The 18,808-nt window shown below is 37.4% G+C and carries 8 protein-coding genes; all 8 read right to left on the minus strand.

Features of this window, described 5'->3' with window-relative positions; all coding sequences use genetic code 11:
- Window positions 1-88: 88 nt before the first annotated feature.
- A complete protein-coding gene (locus LPB88_RS09475; RefSeq protein ID WP_230714903.1) occupies window positions 89-2,209 on the minus strand; it encodes a family 16 glycoside hydrolase in 2,121 nt (706 codons plus the stop codon).
- A 63-nt stretch (window positions 2,210-2,272) separates the two neighbouring features.
- Entirely contained in the window at window positions 2,273-4,312 is a 2,040-nt protein-coding gene (locus LPB88_RS09480; RefSeq protein ID WP_230714904.1) for an NPCBM/NEW2 domain-containing protein, read from the minus strand.
- 143 nt (window positions 4,313-4,455) lie between these two features.
- Window positions 4,456-5,919, minus strand: coding sequence for a cellulase family glycosylhydrolase (locus LPB88_RS09485; RefSeq protein ID WP_230714906.1), 1,464 nt, complete (start codon window positions 5,917-5,919; stop codon window positions 4,456-4,458).
- Between the two features lie 127 nt (window positions 5,920-6,046).
- Window positions 6,047-7,273 carry a glycan-binding surface protein gene (locus LPB88_RS09490; RefSeq protein WP_230714907.1) on the minus strand — a complete coding sequence of 409 codons (1,227 nt, stop codon included), beginning with the start codon at window positions 7,271-7,273 and terminating at the stop codon, window positions 6,047-6,049.
- Window positions 7,274-7,292: 19 nt separating this feature from the next.
- Window positions 7,293-8,873, minus strand: a complete 1,581-nt coding sequence (locus LPB88_RS09495) for a RagB/SusD family nutrient uptake outer membrane protein (RefSeq protein WP_230714918.1) — start codon at window positions 8,871-8,873, stop codon at window positions 7,293-7,295.
- Between the two features lie 26 nt (window positions 8,874-8,899).
- Window positions 8,900-12,088 carry a TonB-dependent receptor gene (locus LPB88_RS09500; protein WP_230714920.1) on the minus strand — a complete coding sequence of 1,063 codons (3,189 nt, stop codon included), beginning with the start codon at window positions 12,086-12,088 and terminating at the stop codon, window positions 8,900-8,902.
- Between the two features lie 535 nt (window positions 12,089-12,623).
- Window positions 12,624-13,997 carry a glycoside hydrolase family 43 protein gene (locus tag LPB88_RS09505; protein ID WP_230714921.1) on the minus strand — a complete coding sequence of 458 codons (1,374 nt, stop codon included), beginning with the start codon at window positions 13,995-13,997 and terminating at the stop codon, window positions 12,624-12,626.
- Window positions 13,998-14,779: 782 nt separating this feature from the next.
- Window positions 14,780-18,793, minus strand: a complete 4,014-nt coding sequence (locus tag LPB88_RS09510; protein ID WP_230714922.1) for a two-component regulator propeller domain-containing protein — start codon at window positions 18,791-18,793, stop codon at window positions 14,780-14,782.
- Window positions 18,794-18,808: the final 15 nt, after the last annotated feature.

Raw genomic sequence — 18,808 nt, forward strand, 5'->3', positions numbered from 1 at the left:
ACGGATACTCGTTAAGGGTTTATTTCAATTAATTATTCTTTAAACAACTGTAACAAAGTGATCCAAAAGGGATTCTTCGCCCAGAGAATTATCTAACGATATAAATCGGCAGTTGTCCCTGTGCTGCAAGAGAAGGCTTCGACACAGGAGCATTTATGCCCTTGATCAATAAATTATCGTAAAAAGGTGTACTGAGCTTTTTTCCGCCACCAGCAATCAATCCTGCCATTCCTTGGCTGTACAAACTATCTGTCACTTGTAGTACCTGCTTTTCATCAACGAATGCTCTAATAATAGATCCTTCGAATTGGAGTTTCAGGTTATGCCATTGGCTCTGGCTGATATTTGAAAGTTGTATTTCACCAAGCACCTTTTCCCCACCTTCGCTCTCATCGTTTTGTTTTTTGATAATTGCTTGTTGTTCAGCATCTCCAGTAAGCTCCTTTTTATCCTCTTTTCCTCTGCTTACAATTATGCTGCATTTGCCATTATCTTCAAGTTGTAGGTAATAGCCTTTTGGAATAAATCCATACCCGGTACCAACGTGGTTGACCCTGCCCATAACCCCAACATTGTCGCCTGCATTTAAATAAACATCAGCACTTACTTCATAATCCTTCCACTGCGCATCACCTAAAATACTATAAGGCCGCCAATCTGGTCCCCAGGAGATTGTTGCCTCTGGAACAACCTGGCGCAGGCACTTACCTTTTTTATCAGGGCGTTCAGTTATTTCAAACGTATCGACAATATCGGCAGTGTAGCGTGGTAAATACCCCCATATTTTAGGCAAGGAATATTCCTCAAATGTTTCATAATATGGAAAAGGGAAGGGTTTGGAATCGGGAATATTAGCAAAGCTTCCTTTTTGCTGCCCTTTAGTGGTGGAAAGAGAGTAAACTGAATTGGGCTCTACGGTAAGTGTGAATGTGCCCTTTGCTGGTTTTATACCAGCTTGCTGTACAAAATGCTCTTTCTCGTTACTACGCCATACGCAAAGCTCTTTTAAAGAAAGCCCCTCGCTGATCTCAAAACGGATTTGTTGTGGAGCTTTTGCGTTTTTTGTTTCGATAATGATGCTGTAGTCCTTTGCAGGCGACTTTAAGGTTACTAAAGTTCCACCACCTTTAAGGTTAACACTACCTCCATTCAGGTATTGCCATCCAACTTTCGAGAATTGCCCATAATGTGCATAACCCCACAAAGCCTCGCGTACCTGGTAATGCCCGCTCCATGGCCATTGTGCCAGTATAGCCGCAGGATCTTCGGAGTATGGTTCGATAGGGTAAACACCGGCAATATCATACCAATTCACGATCTTGGTAACACCGCTTTGAATAAAGTTGCGATTGAAACACTCCACAATACTGATCAGGCAATCGTAGCCTTTTTTATAAATATGATCCTCGGTGTTCCAGATAGGTTTATCAAGTTTCTGAGCCATCTGCTGAACTTGTTGCGAAGCAGCGTCTCCTTCATAAAATGTGTGAGCACTGATAATATCTATGGAGTTGCGAAGCTGCTCATCTTTAAACAAATCCTTGACAAAGTCTAGTTTGTCTTTCCACCAGAGATCAAACCCATGAAGCTTAATTTTTTCAAAGCCATTGGCATTAAGGGTAGAGCGTAATGTCTTCGCAAAATTGTAGTCAACTCCCTTTTCATTGCGACAGCCGATGGCATCTAATTCAAGGCCATAAACCTCACGAAGCCCCTGAAGCCATTTAACGTAATAATCGGCTGCATCCTGCGACCAAAAATTTCCATTCCCAACCCATCCGGGAGCACTCCACGCGGTAGCATCGAGGGTAAGATCGGGATTGCGCTTTTTGGCTTGCTGTAAGATCCACCAGGTATAACCCCGAGAGTAATCAAGATCGTTACGCGTGTGCATGTGGCTAGGCATTGACCCCTGCGTTGAATTACCATCGCCGGGAATCTCAACAAGTAGTGCGCTTACGGAAGCTCCAAATTTTGGTTTATAAACTAAGTCCAGAATCTGACTGCGTTGGGGTTCGGGATAATCCTTGAGCAGTACCGATGTAGCGCCTCCCCCATTTACCACACCAATTCCATCGAAACGCTTTCCACCGGCATTGCCCTTTAGTTTCACCATCTGGACAGAATCCTGATACATGATTTGTTGTGCATTAGATTTAAAGAAAAATAAAAGAAGAATTAGAGGTACTGAATTAAAAATTGCTTTCATAAATCGATGTCTGTGTGTTAAAATAAATAGGACCGCTGATGGGCCGGACAAAGCACGGTGGAGCTATTTAACCGGCATAAATTTGTACAGAGCCACTCCATGCACGGGAACCTTCACCGAAAGAGCTTCTTTGTCCGCATGGATTGTTATAATATCTTTCTGACGCCATAGATCACGCACCTTTTGCTTTCCGGAAATACCAAGCTTATTCAGGTCCTTATAAGAGATATCTACTTTCTCCAGACCGAAATTGCAAAAGCCTGCTACACGACTGCCATCCTCCAATTCTTTTACATAAATGCGCAGATCTCCGATAGTTTGAACACAGGTAGCCTGTTTACCAAGAGCATCCTGATTAACCGCAATCACTTCATCGTTTGTCAATAAATTCAGGGTAAAGTCATCCAGCTTTTCCAGATCGCAACCCAGTAGCAGCGGAGTAGAGAAAAGACTCCAAAGGCTCACGTGAAGATACTGCTCATCTGGTTTAAGCTTGGTCGGATGGAGGTTACCCCAGCCTACTGTTCCTACAACCAGCATGTCTGCATCGTTCCAGTTACCGGGTTTAGCCCAGGCTGCAGACTGATCCTGAGCTAATGCAATGCCTTTAACGTTGGACCAGGTGTCCAATATATCATTGGTTGTACGCCAGGTGTTTCCGCCTACCGAATCGCCCCATTTCCAAACATCCGACATTCCGTATTGACACAAGCTGAAAACAATGTCACGGGGCTGCTGATGAATATACTCTCCCATTGTTTTGTATGGTTTGACCGCCGTAGACAATTGATAACCTCCATTGTACGATATGGAGATTACTTTGTTTGGGTCGTTATCGGGTATTCCATTTAGCGCTCCTCCATAGCTGCACCAATCGTATTTCAGATAATCGAAACCCCATTTGGCATACGTTTCGGCATCTTGCTTCTCATGACCATAACTACCTGCACAACCACCACAGGTCCAGGGACCAGGACTAGAATAGATGCCGATCTTCAAACCCAGATCGTGCACATAATCTGTCAGGCCTTTCATGTCTCCAAATTTTTTATTAGGAACTATAGTACCAGCCTCGTCACGCATCTTACCTTGCAGTGAAGGATCTGTCGAATCGCGGTTATTTTGCCAGTAGTCGTCAATATTTACATAATTCCATCCGTAATTTATAAGTCCGGTTTTCACCATTGCTTCTGCAGCGCGTTTAATTTTTTCACCAGAAACTTCATGAGCGAAACAATTCCAACTATTCCAACCCATTGGCGGGGTAAGTGCAATTTTATCACCACAGCTAATGCGCAAACTTTTTTCGGCTATACCCTTCGCATTCTTTGCCTTCAATTGAATAACGTAAGTGCCGGCTTTTACAAGCTTACCAGTAATAAGTCCTTTTTTTTGATCCAGCTTTAGTCCCTGAGGCAAGCCGATAACCTCAAAGGTCATTGGACGGTCGCCGGTGGCGGGTATCCTGAACTGAAACGGCGAGCCCGGGCGGACACCGAAAACGCTTGCGCTATTGATCTTCGGTTTTGCCAATGGCTTAGGGGTAAGAATGTAGGGCTCACTTGGGACAGGGTAATAAGTAGCAAAAGTTGATACTCCTGCGGCCTCAAATTTAGCATCAGCCCAGTTGGCATGATCACTGCCACCGTCTCCTGCGTCTGTTACCCACAGCTCAAGTTGTTTCACACCCGAAAGTTTAACACTACATAGCCGGGCAGCATCACCTTCATGCATTACACCGCTCGCCCAAAGTTTCGCTCCATCACCGAATACTATAAACTCTACGGCTGGCTGACGTCCTTTCACTTCATCATCAATGCCCACCTGTGCGGTAAACGAACTTGCCTTACCATCGAGTTGGATAAAAAGAGAACTTTCTGCGTGTGTGCCGAAGCCACGCTCAAAGGTTTTGCCAGCGATAGTCATGATGTTGTCATCAACCGTCCTGTTTTTTTTAGGTACACCCCAGCCCTGTGAAGCTACGCTGAGATCCAGTTCATCTAACCAAACCGTTTGTGCGGAAAGAGTACCGCTAACGATCAGAAGTAAAATAATTTTATAAAAATGTTTACGTTTCATTTTTTGGTTCTTTTTAGAATCCATAAATTTTAGATTCATTGTTTCCTTGAGAATTCTTTATAAGTAAATCTGTGACTCTTACAAGTCACAGATTTTTTAAATTCAGTCCTGCTTAATAGTACCAATACGATGCCCTGCAAAACTGTATTTTATTTAGTTATAGTGTCTTACTTACCTCCTTCAATAATGGCATCCAACATAGCCTGGTCTTTTACCTTATCATTAGCTCTGTCTAACATAAAACCTATCTCCCACCAGAATGGCACAATACCATTCGCTTTAGCCTGTTTGGTCACATAATAGGACCAATAATTCACAGACTTGTTGTGCATATCCATATCCTTAGGAACAGGCTTGCCAAGGCCGGGAGTTCTTCTCCAGGTTGCATACTCGCCCAGTATTACAGGGATACCTTTATCAACAAATTTCTGTTTCATTTTTTGGAATTCAGAATCAATCACATCCTCTTCACCAAAGGTGGCGTTGCGTTCCGGCTCAATAGTAGAATGATTCCCGGCTCCCCAGTAATAAATCATCTTACCCCAACTTACATCTGCATCGGTTACGATCGTAAATAAAGCAGGTGTATAGTTATGTACCTCAACCATCAATTTGTTAGGAATGTTGTCTGTTGGCATCGTATTCATCAGATCAAAAGTTAGAGCAGCATCAGTTCTGGGCCCCTGTACAACCAGCACCCTGTAACTGTTTTTACCTCCGGTAGCGCGAACTGCCTTGATGAATGTTTCGTAGTAACCATTAAGTATGGCCATCTTTTCGGCATCATCAGCCGGAGGTTCATTTGCACCGGCAAATATAAGGTGCTCATCAAAATCACGCATGGTGGTAGCAATCTGTTCCCAAATCGCCTTTTGCATTGCATTAATGGACTCTTGCTTTGCCTTAGTGATATTATTATCAAGCCAGCCATTATCCGCGTGAGCATTTAGTATCACATACATATCATTATCCACACACCATCCAACTACTTCTTTCACGCGGTTAAGCCACGCAGGGTCAATTTTTGCTTTTGCCGGATCGCTTAAATGGGTCCAAACCCAACCACATGGAATCCTTACAGAATTGAACCCTTTTTCTTTTATAAATTTCACATACGATTCGGTAATTTTACTATTCACCCACTCAGCTTCGGTTGGAGCTTCCATGGTATTGCCAAAATTTATTCCCAAATGCATTTTTGCAGACAATTGCATCGCTGTACTGCTCATTCCTGTTTCATCGGGAGCTTTAGGCGTTAAATTATAGGTTGGATATAAATTACCTCTTTGTGTAATTGTAATTCTTCGGGCCTGACCATTATTAGCCTCAACAGTTAGTACAACAGACCTGGTAAATCCGGTTTCATTACTTAAAGCTGTAAATTTTGTTGTAGTAGCTCCACTACTACCGCTTGTTGTCGTTAATTGCAACCACGATGCTGCCGAATTGCTTAGACTCCATGCACTGTTAGCTTCAATGGTGATGTCTTCTGATGTACCTCCAGCTGGTTCAAAAGAAACTATTTTTGCTGAAACCGTTAGCTGTGGTTCCTCTTCGTTTTTTGAACAAGAAACCGAAAATCCGGCAACAATCAGCAGTAGTACAATTTTATAAAAATGTTTAAATTTCATTTTCTGTTTTTGTTATTAGAATTAATAATCAATTTTATTTAAGACCTGCAGAAAAGTTTAACTTTCATGAGATAGATGCAGGTCTTTATTTTTACTATTAATTTGTTATTGAATTAAAAGATTTTTGTTATTTGATTCTCACAATCCTGATATTATCAATCCCTGCACGAAGACCAGTTGTACTGGATTTGTCAGAGGTATTAACAGCAAAGAAATTTATAGTCTTCTTTTTTGAACCAAATAATTCTGAAAAGCTTGTTGCCGGATTACCTGTACCGTCTATACCATCTTTTTTTGTACGGAATTCAGTCAATGGAATTGTTACTGTTACCCATTTTCCTTTTGTAGTGAAATTAGCTCTTTTAGTTTCTGAAAGTTTCCATGGCTCAAAACGTGCCAAAAAATCCCAATTGTAATCTCTAACAATAAACATTGATATACCGTTCCAATCTCCGGGAACATTAAGTTCAAACTTAAGCGCAAATTGATCGATATCTAAATCTAAATCAGCCGCTGAAACCCATTCTGATCCATTTTCGATATTAATGCTTCGACCGCCTTCCCACCAGGCTCCGTTACCAGCATTAAGAATAGGAGTGTCTAAAATAGGATACCATCCATGGTTACCCGGGAAATCGGGATCATTATCGCTAGTCGATGTACCCCATGCCATGCTGCCAATAGTATCAAAATTACAAAGCATACCTATCGTAAGATCATTAACATTAAATGTTGTTAGAATTTCACCAGATGCTGTAATTATTTTTAAGGGTCCGCTTGTCAAAGTAGAAACTGGAAAGCTAATGGCAGTTCCATCCTCTTTTGTTACATAATCAGTTATTGCTACCCCTCCAAAACTGAGCTCGCTTATAAGAAATAAATTGGTTCCAAATACAGTAACAATCTCACCTTCAACCGGGTTTTCGTTTGAAATACCAGCAAGCGAAGGTGGTCCGGCAACGATATCAATTTTGAAAATTGCGGAACCACTTGCAGTAGCGACCTCAATAGTATTTAATTGATTTTCAGGAACTGAAGGAAATGGAATTACATAAGGCAACTGTACAACAGCATAAGTATCTGAAAACAGCCCTACATCGAATGGAATTGATACACCATTGAAAGCAATTTTAACTGCATTTTTAAAATTTGATCCCTTTAAAACTACCCACTGACCAGGCACCAATTTATTTACAAGAGTATCATTAGGAGCAGCCGCATAATTCCTCACCTCTGTAATAACAGGAGCTCCATTTGAATCATCATCATTATTACAAGATGTTAACATTGCAATCATCAGCATCATGCCTAAAAAAAACAAATGATTAACACGATTACTTACTATTTTTTTCATGTTTATATATTTTTTATAACTATTCATAATAAGGTACTGATGGTTCGTTCAATTTAGGATTAGCAATCACCTCTACTGCAGGCAGCTGTAAAGTAAAAGTGGCGAAGGTAGCAGGAGAAATAGGTCCAATAGGATCTGTTGGCGTAGCTACCCCAGTATCACTATTATAATCAAATCTTACTCTTTGTTGATTACTAAGAATACTAACTGCTTTTTGAGGATTATAATAAGAAAGCCTTACCAGATCAAACCAATATTGTCCTTCACAAGCAAACTCAAGCCTTCTTTCATTTAAAATAACATCTGTATTAAGTACTGTTACCGGATCAACACCTGCTCGCTCTCTTACCTTATTAAAATACAATAACGCAATGGCATCACTTGTAGATCCATTATTGCCCAGGATAGCCTCAGCATATACTAAATAAATATCTGCTAATCTTAATAATGAATTATGCTGTATGGAACCCAAAAAGGTCATTGCAGGAGCATTGTTATCTGCCTCATTACCAATAATATGTTTTTTCATACCTGGTCCCGTAGCAGTATAACCGCCACCAGCAGCGTTTAATTCGGCATAATGGTCCCCTGTCACCATAAAAGTCGCTTTACGTCTTAAAGAATCCTGCTTCGAATAAGCTAAATACAGATCATAACTAGGTGAGGGAGCTCCCCATGCTCCATCTTTTTGAGGATTAATATCTTTACTTGGCGAGTAGGTCAATAATTGATTCCCTTCCATCCAGCCACTAGTAACAGACCATTGCAGTGCAAATAATGACTCGGAATTATCATTGAATTGTGTTTTAAAAAGATCCGGATAACTTGGAAGCAAGGCTAAACCACTGTTTTCGATTACATCCTTTGCATACAGTTTTGCCTTGTTTAAGTATTCCTGATTACGCGTACCTCCGAGCTGTCCTAATCCAGACATTGTTAAATACACTTTACTTAACATTCCCTTTGCTGACCAGCTGGTAACTCTGCCTTTCTCCTCAGTTGCAGGAAGATTCTCGACAGCAAAAGTTAAATCTTCAGTAATAAATCGGTACACATCTTCTATTCTATTTTTATTTACCAAAGGTGATTTTATCAACTTCGTATTATCTTCAATAATAGGTACTTCTCCCCACAACATTACAAGATGATAGTATGCCATGGCACGTATGAATCTTGCTTCAGCCAGTCCGGCATTTTTATCTGTGGCTGAAACTGTTGCCGGCGTATTTTCATTAATACCCTTAATGGTGCCATTACAGTGTGCAACTATAGTATATAGTCCTGTCCAGCCGTCTGTTAAACGTTGGTTAGATCCTGAAAGGGTAAAAGTATTAAGCTGTACCAGATCCGCACCTTGCCATGGTATAACAAGGTTTCCGCTTAATATATCTCCTAATGGAATATATGCGATATTATTCCATTGTGCCCATACTCTGCTATAAAGTGCAGCCGTACCTAACCTGATCTCTTGTTTTGTCTGATAAAAATTTTCAGTGCTTATCTCTGACTGAGCAGGGCGATCCAGAAAATCATCCTGACAACCAGTCAAAACCATTATTCCCAAAAGGGTTGAAACAGTTATTTTATATATTGACTTCATATCTCTCTATTCTATTAAGTTTATTTTTATTTAGTTAATCCAACATTAACTCCCAAAGTAAATGTTCGGGCTTGTGGATAGAAGCCATAATCAATTCCTGCTTCTAACGGGTTCCATGAACCTATTTCCGGATCCATTCCTTTGTAATTTGTAATAACAAAAGGATTACTGATATTAACATACACACGTAGAGAACTTATGTGTATTTTTTTTATCCAGTCGTTTGGCATCGTGTACCCCATAGTCATGTTTTTACATCTGAGGAAAGATCCGTTTTCGACGTACTTGTCAGAGAAACGATGATTTCTGTTACTATCATTATTTTTAAGCCCTACAATCGTAGTGTTTGGATTGGTAACATAAACGTTATTGACATCTGAAGCCGAACCATTTGGATCAATTAAAGCCAAATCTGCATGATCATTTAATGATTTTAGGAAGCCAAATTGTGTCGAAGGATTTTCTCCGTTAATCCTCAATCCATTTATTACTTTATTACCCATATTGGCACTAAAGAAAATATTCAGGTCAAAACCTTTATAGGTAAAAGTATTACCAAGCCCTAATTGAACAACAGGAATAGGAGAGCCTAAATAGGTTCTATCCTTTTCTGTAATTACACCATCACCATTTAAGTCTTTAAATTTCATGTCTCCATACCATACCCCTCCAGGGTTTGGCGTAATTGGCAAAACTGCCCCATTTGTATCTGTAGGTAAAGCATGGGTTTCAAAATCCTTAGCAGTTGCAAATATCCCATCTACTTTATAACCATAAAAGTCACCAATAGAACCACCTACCCGTGTTTCAGAAACTACTTCATTACCATTATATTTTCCAAGCAATGAAGCGCCGTCTGTATTTAATTTTAATACCTTATTTTTGTTATGTGATAAAGTAAAATCGGTAGTCCAGCTAAATTCATCTCCGTTTCCGGTTATGTTTCTTGAACTCAAGTGAAGGTCAATTCCTCTGTTTCTAACCACCCCAACATTTACAAACGGAGGATTAATTACTCCTGACCCACCAATTGTTCCGGAATACAATGGTAAAGGAAGTTGCAACAAGAGTCCATCTGTCAGACGATTATAAACATCAACTGAAAGATTAAGTTTCCAACCGAAAAGTGATGCATCGACCCCGGCATTACTATATTCTGTTTTTTCCCATGAAACTTCACGATTTCCTAAACTATTAATAATTTGTGCATTACCCGCCAAAGCAGTTGAAGTTGTCCTTAATGTAGTTATATAAGCATTGTCCCTAACATTTTGATTATTAGTCGAACCATAACCTACCCTAAGCTTTAATTCATTGATAGTTTTTGAGCCTTTTAAAAATTTCTCGTTATTTAATTTCCAGGCAAATGCTCCTGAATAAGTGGTTACCCAGCGATTTTCTGGTGCAAATTTTGAAGAACCATCTGCACGCGCATTTACGGTGAACAAATATTTATCATCATAAATAAAATTAATACGACCAAAAAAAGATTCCTGTGCATTGTCTCCTCTGGTTCCACCATTGGTTGCTGTTGCCGGATCACCACTGCCTATATTAGTAACACTGTTTGAAATGAAATTTTTTCGTGCTGCAGAAACATTTTCGAATTGAAACAATTGTGCCTCATGTCCTGCCAGTATATTAACATTGTATTTGCTTTTAAACACTTTAGCATACGTTAAGAAACTTCTAAAAGTGGTAAAATACTCCTGACTGTAAGAATAATAGGCATCATTTACTAATCTCTCCGCTAACCCAAACTTGTAAGTAGGGCTAAATCGATCTTCTGTCCTAAATGAAAAGTTCCCTGACACTTCATTTCTAAAGGATAAATCCTTTGTAAATGCTATATCTGCATAAAAATTAGCGAACACCTGATTTCTTTTGGGAGTATTTACATTAGTAAGTGCAAGAGCATACGGATTTACACGTTTATTAATCCATCCTTCACTACTTTCTTCTCCCGCAAAACTACCATCAGGATTTCTTACAGGGATATCCGGTGTCTGACTTAATGCCTCTGCAATAACATTTGAACCTGTTGAATTTACATTCTCATCAATATGGGTTAACTGTAAACTAGTCCCTATTTTTAACCAGTCTGTAGTTTTGTTATCCAAATTTAACCTTATCGATGCTCTCGAAAATTTAGATCCCAATGCTATACCTTCCTGATTAAATAAAGATCCTGATAATAAATACTGCGTTTTGTCATTACCACCGCTTAAAGTTAACATATGACTCACCACAGGAGCCTTTCTGAATAATTCTTCTTGCCAGTTTGTACCCTCACCTAAATAATTTGGATTAACAAATTCCGGTCTTTTATCAAATCCCCAAACAGCTGCCCTGTCATTAATAAACTTAGCATACTCTCTTAAATTCATAGTTGGATATTGCTTAATCAGCTCCTGATATCCGGTTGAAAATTCATAAGTAATTTTTGGAGCTCCTTCACTTCCTCTTTTAGTGGTAATGACAATTACACCATTAGTTGCCTGCGAACCATAAATTGCTGTTGCTGATGCATCTTTTAATACATCTATAGATTGAATATCCGAAGGGTTAATTGTGGATAAGGGGTTTGTACCATTAGCTCCGCCATAACTTTGACCAATTATAACGCCATCAATTACATATAAGGGAGAGCTTCCACCAAAAGAGGACAAACCTCGTATCTGTATATTAACTCCTCCTCCGGGTTGGCCGGAAGTTTGCTGAACTACTACCCCGGCTACTTTACCCTGCAAAGCCTGGTCGATTGTTGTGGGACGTGTTTTCATAAGGTCTTGTCCCGATATCGAAGATATCGCCCCGGTTAGATCTTTTCTTTTTGACTTACCGTAGCCAATTACGACCACCTCATCAAGTGCTTTTCGATCTTCTTTAAGGATAATCTTTAATTGGCTACCGGTAATCTTTACTTCCCGGCTTACATAACCCAAATAAGTTACAACAAGTGTTTCTCCGATTTTAGCATCGATAGAAAATGAACCGTCCAAATTGGTAGACACACCGGTTTTAGCTCCTTTGAGATTAATATTGACGCCAAAAAGTGGTTTACTCTCTGTCTCCTCTACTATAGTACCTGTAATTTTTACATTAGAATTTTGAGCTGATGCCAGGCTAAAAGAAAAAAGCAGCAACAGTAATGCATATTTTTTAAAGAGTTTCTTTGCTTTTACAAAGCGTTGAATTACATGTTTTTCATTCATAATTAATTGGTTTTGGTTAGTTAGTCAAGTGGTTATTTTTTTACATAAAAAATGTATTGGACAGAAATAATCTTATCATTATTTCATTGAATACATTTTCGATCTATTGGGAACAAATTAACAATAATGCATTCCCAAACGACGGTTCATTTTGTATCAAAAAACGGTGCCGATTGTTGCAATTATTATACTTGTAATAAAAAAATGACTTTATTTATTTTATTTTCATATTTAATATCATAATAAATTATCATTTCAACAAGAGAGTATTTTCTATATAAATGCAGGAAATGGCCCGTTTTTAACAATAAGTTCACACTTGATGATTCTTTGGACTCCATACAACATCATTAGATTTTTGAAGAAAGAACAATTACAAGAACTGTAGATTATTACCAATTAGTGGTAGCCTTTTTTGCTATCAGATTAGAAGGTTTTGAAATATAAAACAGCTATTGGTATAAACAAGCAAGCCACACGAAAGGATCGTGTGGCAGAGGGGATTTTTTAACAACAGATTGTCCTTTGTTAAAATTTATTTTAAGAATTTCCAATAATCAAAATACAGTATATCGGTCTTGGCTTTTCCTTTAAAAACAAAATACAAATCGTGAATTCCGGAAGCTTTTTTAACATCAATTGTTTGCAATGTCCATTTTTCATTACCTTTCTTTATTGGTACATTTACGGCCCCCAATAACTCTCCATCTTTAGTATCCAATCGTATTTCCATTGAAACATTTTCGTTGTGTGTGGTGCCAATTCTCGCAGTGAATTTCGAAGCGCCTTTTTTACCAAAATCCACCTCTCTTACTTTGGCAAAAGCGTCATTGTATTTTGCCGTAATAAAATTACCAACTTCATTATCATTCATTGACTTTACTCCTTCAGACCAGGCAATGGTTTCTGCTTCAGTTTTGACATACGGATTTAATGGATTTACACTCTTTTTAATTCCTTCTGTCATATTCATTTGCACGATTGAACCATCTTTATTAAACTGAGCTTCTTCTACACAAACTGAACGTGTAAAACCACCACCTCCCGGCAATGCGCTATTGTGATAGAAAAAATAACTCTTTCCCTTAAAATCAATTATGCCGGGATGATTGGTAAAAGAACCTCCTTGAGTTGGCATCACAACACCTTGATATTTCCAGGGTCCAGTTATGCTTTTACTGGTTGAATAACCTATATGTTCCGGAATTGGTCCTGCGGCAAAAAACAAATAATAGAGACTATTGCGTTGATACAGCCATGGTCCTTCCTCATAAGTGGTAGGTCGTATCTCATTTTTTTCTCCTTCGCGTTTCCCAAACGATGCTATAGTATTGGGTATTTGTTTAACTTCACCCGAACAGGATGTCATGTCCTTGTTTAGTTTTACGTAATACAAGCCGGGATTCCCCCAATACAAATATGCCTGACCATCCTTATCAATAAATGGAGTAGGATCGATATCGTTCCAGGGATGATGATTAATAAGTTTCTTGCCAATAGGATCTTTAAATGGTCCATAAGGACTATCTGAAACCAAAACGCCTATGCCTCCGCCATGCACTGGACAATATAAATAAAATTTACCATTTCGTTCAATACACTGAACTGCCCAGGCACCATTATCCTGCTTTGCCCAACTAAAATCTTTTAGAGAAGCAACTATTCCATGGTCTGTCCAATTGACCATGTCCGTTGAGGTATAAAGTGACCAATTGAGCATTTTAAAACCTTTGCCATCGGCATTGGCATCGTCTTCATCATGGCTCGTATAGAGATATACCGTGCCGTTATGTACCATTGGTGCAGGATCTGCCGTATAATTGCTTTGCACAATAGGATTTTGTGCATCGCCAATAGAACAATTTAAGATCGTTATAAATGTCGCTATAAGTTTATAAGTATGTTTCATTTTAGTTATTTAGTTAGTTCAGGCCTATCGGCAAAAATGATTGGATTTTGGGTTTGCGCCAAACCAACGGCCTGAACAAGCAAAACAAGGAAGGTAAAAAATGAGCTGATTTTTTTTCATGAATAAAATAATAATGGAGAATAGAACTTACTTGATTTTTCTAACAGCTTCAAAAGATAAATAGCCAAAAGTACAAGTAGTTTTTTTCTCATGGTTTAAAAATGGGGCAATGGTTAGTAAATGGTTTCTTAAGCAAACAAAGTAATAAGAAAACAATACCACATAACGTTTCCTTTTGTATTACAAGAGTGCACCAATTGTATTAAATGAAAAACCTATGCTCTCAAATACATTTATAAATCAATTCATTATGAAATTACATCAATTAAGATTTAAAAAAGTATAATTCATTGAGCAGATTAAAATATAAGCAGTATAAAAAAAAGTAGTAAACCTAAGCTTACTACTCAATGCCATTAAGTTAAGGGGAAATCTATAAAATTACTTAACAGTTTAATTCAGAAAGTAATTAGAAAAATCCGTTTTTATCAGCGTTTTCGCTTTAGCGAATCAGTAAAATCAGCGTCTAATTTTGATGCGGATAAAACAGATTTACTTCGTGAAAACGCGGATAAAAACGGATTTGATTTGCAATAATTTTATTTTTTGGAAGCTTAACTTAATGACATTGGCTTACTACTCTCTAAAATTGTACTTGTATTTGGTATTTAATCTGTATTACTTTTTGAGATCATTTAATAATTCCTCTCCAGCTGCCATTGTTATTGTTGTTTATAATTACGTAAGTATTCAGAAGGTAAAAAACCAAACTCTTCCTTAAAGTACTTAGCGAATCTTTTTGGGGAATTAAAACCTACTTCGTATGCTATTTCAGCAATTTGCATTTGGCTTTTTTCGAGAAGCTGGCGTCCGCGTTTTAGTCGTATCGTTCGAATAAATTCTATTGGACCTTTACCCGTAATCGCAACCAATTTTTTATATAAATGACCACGGCTTAGACCTAAAGCCGTACTAAGGGCTTCTACAGAAAACTCAATATCATTTATATGTTCTTCCACAACCTTAATAGCTTTTACTATCAGGGCTTCATCCAATGAAGTAATAGTAATTTCTGAAGGAGAAACATCTAACTTTTGACTAAACGAAGCATGACTTTTCTCTGTCCATTCGACAAATTTTTGAATACGCAGTTTTAACAAATTAAAATTAAAAGGTTTGGTTATGTAATCATCTGCACCAAGCTCCAAACCTTCTACTATATGTTCTTCAGCAGTACGTGCCGTCAATAGAATAACGGGAATATGAGACCAATGAATATTTGTTTTGATTTTTTTACATAGTTCTATCCCATTCATTACAGGCATCATTACATCACTGACAACAATAGTTACATTAAACTTTTGCAGCAATTGCAATGCTCCTTCTCCATTATTGGCCGTTATTACAGTATAGGTATCTTCGAGATTATCTTTAATAAATTCACAAAAATCATTGTTATCGTCTACAAATAGTAATATTTTTTTATTTGTAAGCCCATAATCTTCTTCTTCGGTTGTATATTCTTCCGTAATATTTTCCGGTAAATATTCTGAGTCTGCATTTAAATCAGCCACTCTGATAGGAATTTGAAAAGTAAAAATACTGCCTTGAGGAACATTATTTGTAACATTTACGGTTCCTCCATGAAGATTGATATATTCGGCTACAATATGTAATCCTATACCCGTTCCTGTTTTCTCCTGTTCTTGCTGAGCCTGATAAAATCGTTCAAAAATATGTTCTTTTTCGATATCGCTAATGCCACGACCTGTATCAGAAACACTAACACAAACATTATCTCCGACTCTTTTTATATGAATCTTTATAGTACCTCCGTCTAAAGTATATTTGAATGCATTTGAAAGTAAATTTGAAAATATTTTCTGAATCTTATCGCGGTCAAACGACATAACTAAACTTTCAATATCACTGAATAAAAGTAAACTGATATTACGCTCTTCGGCATAAACGCAAAATAAAAGGTAAATTTCATTACTAAAACCAACAAAGTCGTCCGATTTTAAATTCAGTCTCTCTACTCCAACATCCAGTTTATGAAAATCCAGCAGTGAGTTTATTAGTGTCATAAGTTGCTGTGCATTTTTATACATAACACTTAACTTTTTTCTCATACTTTCGCTCGTTGCATCATTCAATAAAATCTGCAAAGGAGTAATAATGAGGGTAAGCGGAGTACGCAAATCATGACTAATATTGGTAAAGAACTTGAGTTTTATTTCATTGATTTGTGTTTCTCTCTCATGATCCATTTGAATACGCTGCTGTTCCAGATTTATAAAATGGCGTTCTTTTGTTTTACGTACAAAGAATATCAGCGTACCAATAATTAAAATTGCATAGATGATAAAAGCCCAAATTGAAAAATAAAAAGGAGGCATTACATTAATAGATAATTCTGTAGGGATATTGTTCCAGAGACCATCAGCATTACGTGCTTTTATTAAAAGTTTGTAATTACCTGTTGGAAGTGACGATATTACTATTTTATTTTTTTGAGTTGGCAGCCATTGTGTACTAAAGCCTTCTATCCGATAAACATATTTCACCTTATCGGCATTCAATAAATTTCCTGTTGTAAACTGTAAGGAAATAAGCTTATCATCGTGCCTGAAGTTTAACTCCGAAGTTAATTGCATTGAATGGTCGAGCAGCTTATGACCATCATAATAAGAGTCGACCTGAATTATATTGTTACCAACTGTCAATTCCGTAAAAATAACCTTTGGTGTAGATTGGTCTTTTTCATACAATTTATTCGGATTCAAAATAGTATATCCTTCCACATTTCCAAGCAGAATATCATTATTTCGTAATTTGCAAAAAGAGCGGTCATTAAAAAAATTATTCATAAGACCATCTTTGACAGAGTAATTTTTACTTGAAAAAGAAAATTCTCCGTTTGATATAGGCCTCACTGTAAGTATTGAAAGTCCGTTGCTGGTTGTTACCCAAATATTATTGAAATTATCTTCTGTTATGCCTTTAATTGAGTTATCGCATAAACCACTCTCTTTGTTAAAATAATAAAGTGCATCCTTTTTTTGATTCCAAATGATCAATCCGTCATTAGTACCAAGCCATATCAAACCACGTTTATCTTTATAAACATTTGAAATTTGATCCTGAGGAAAAGTTTGATTCCTTCTCCTATTTCCATGATATAAAATCTTCTTGTAATTGGTAATATCAATTACTAATAATCCATTTACAGTACCAAAGTACATTTTATCACCACCATCGTAAAACATATCCAGCGCATAGACAATATCATCAAATGGGGTAAGTACAGCATTAAAACTATCCGAATCTGTTGGTAATACCTGAATTTTTCCACCCAGTGGTCCTATCCATACATTTCCGTAGCGGTCTTCTTTTAAATTCCAAATACTATTAGTGCTTAATTTGCTGTTCTTTGTGGTATACTGAATCATTTTGCCATTTTCATAACAAAAAAGTCCTTTTTGATAGGTACCAATCCAAACACGATTTTTCCTGTCTTCGAATATAGATATTATGGCAATATCAGGAACAGGGAGTTTCCTGACTGCCTCTGTTTTTTTATCCTTTATATACAATCCGTTTCCATCAGTACCCAGCCAGATATTTCCCTGATGATCTTCCATTATAGACATAATATCGGAACATTGGGGGTGCTTGAAATTGATGAAATTTCGAAAACTTTCGTGATAATAGGATAATCCTTTTTTATTATATCCCACCCAGATAGTCTCGTTGTTGTCTTTGTAAAGACACTTTACACTATTCGAGGACGGGCCGGTCTCTACCCATGGATCAGATACCAGATTTTCAAACCGATCTTTTCCTTTGTCATAGATAAACAGTCCCTTGTGGTCTGTTCCTATCCAGATCTGTCCCGGTTGATTTTCAATAATACTTGTTATATGATTGGCCTGCGTTTTTAATCCCGAAGTCAATTCGAATTTTTGCCACTGTTCAGTTGAATTTTTTTTGTAAAAAACCTGTTCGCTTTTATCCGAACAAATCCACAAACCATTATTACTATCCAGAAAAATTATATTAAGAGCATTAGTAGTATCTTGTTTAACATCGTCTGGTAATTCCAGGAACGTCAAAACTCCTGATTTTTTATTCAGTTTCCAGCAAGCACCTGAATTATATTGAATTGCGTACAAGAATTCACCATTATCAGTAATAGAAATTTCATCTTCTAACGTAGTTTTTAACTGGAATACCGAAGTTTTCTTTTTCCTGAAATCATGAAAAAATATTTTCTTTTTGTTTACAACCCAGAGATTGCGATTTTTATCTATAAAAACTTTAGCATTAAAATCCGGCTGTATGCCCAGATTAAGCAAGAACAATTTTGGATCTGAAAAAGAATCTTTATCTCTTTTATAAATCATATAATAATATCCAAAGTCTATCCAGATATTACCGAGACCGTCTTCCTGTAAATCAATTATATTATTTGAAGACAAGGTATTAGGAAGCCCGGAATGCATTTTATAAATCTTAAACCCATATCCGTCATATCTATTTAATCCAGACTCGGTACCGATCCAAAGAAAACCGTAACTATCCCTTAGAAATGCTCTGACATTATTATTTGAAAGCCCCTCTGTAGTTTCTAAATGATGAAAAACATAAGAAGATTGTCCGACAATACTTTGGAAAGAAAAAATCCAAAATAGTACGCAAATAGAAATGTAGAGCTCTCTGGTATTTTTTTTCATTTTAGAATGATGAGT

The sequence above is a fragment of the Flavobacterium sp. JAS genome, assembly GCF_020991455.1.
Taxonomy (GTDB): domain Bacteria; phylum Bacteroidota; class Bacteroidia; order Flavobacteriales; family Flavobacteriaceae; genus Flavobacterium.

Coding starts and splice junctions, on each gene's coding strand:
- LPB88_RS09475 (WP_230714903.1), bottom strand. CDS start 2,209: ATGAAAGCAATTTTTAATTCAGTACCTCTAATTCTTCTTTTATTTTTC.
- LPB88_RS09480 (WP_230714904.1), bottom strand. CDS start 4,312: ATGGATTCTAAAAAGAACCAAAAAATGAAACGTAAACATTTTTATAAA.
- LPB88_RS09485 (WP_230714906.1), bottom strand. CDS start 5,919: ATGAAATTTAAACATTTTTATAAAATTGTACTACTGCTGATTGTTGCC.
- LPB88_RS09490 (WP_230714907.1), bottom strand. CDS start 7,273: ATGAAAAAAATAGTAAGTAATCGTGTTAATCATTTGTTTTTTTTAGGC.
- LPB88_RS09495 (WP_230714918.1), bottom strand. CDS start 8,873: ATGAAGTCAATATATAAAATAACTGTTTCAACCCTTTTGGGAATAATG.
- LPB88_RS09500 (WP_230714920.1), bottom strand. CDS start 12,088: ATGAATGAAAAACATGTAATTCAACGCTTTGTAAAAGCAAAGAAACTC.
- LPB88_RS09505 (WP_230714921.1), bottom strand. CDS start 13,997: ATGAAACATACTTATAAACTTATAGCGACATTTATAACGATCTTAAAT.
- LPB88_RS09510 (WP_230714922.1), bottom strand. CDS start 18,793: ATGAAAAAAAATACCAGAGAGCTCTACATTTCTATTTGCGTACTATTT.